The 442-nt window shown below is 59.7% G+C and carries 1 protein-coding gene; it reads right to left on the bottom strand.

What is annotated here, in order from left to right:
* Positions 1-442, bottom strand: a 442-nt coding sequence (locus tag I6F37_RS40210; protein ID WP_225154410.1) for an ABC transporter substrate-binding protein, incomplete at both ends; no start/stop codon positions are given.

Below are 442 nucleotides of genomic sequence, written 5' to 3'. Positions count from 1 at the left end.
GGTCGATCAGGCTCTTGCTGAACGGATCGCTGACGGTCTGGTAATAATCGAGGCAGCTGTAGAGTCCCTCGACGTGTGCTGCCGGCACCATGTTCAGGAAGTTCTCGTCGAAATAGGTGCAGACGATCTGGCCGCCACGCTTGGTGAAACCGGAGTCGTAAAGCTGTTCGAGGAACGGCGCGACACCCGGCGGAACGGTCGTATTGAAAACCACCTCGGCACCCCTGGACGTAATCTTCTCGATCGTCTTGCTGTAGTCGGCGTGATCGAGCGGGAAGTACTCCTCACCGACGATCGTGCCGCCGTTGGCCGTGACGACCTCACGAACCTTCTTGTTCATCACGTGCGGCCAGATGTAGTCAGCCGACGGCAGGTAGAATCTCTTCGCGCCGGTCTGCTGGATCAGCCAGGGGATGAGCGGATCGACCTGCTGCGCCGGCAC

The sequence above is a fragment of the Bradyrhizobium sp. NBAIM08 genome, assembly GCF_020193935.1.
Classification (GTDB): Bacteria; Pseudomonadota; Alphaproteobacteria; order Rhizobiales; family Xanthobacteraceae; genus Bradyrhizobium; species Bradyrhizobium yuanmingense.
Note: the sequence above shows the minus strand (reverse complement) of the source record. Positions and strands in the feature narration are given on the sequence as shown.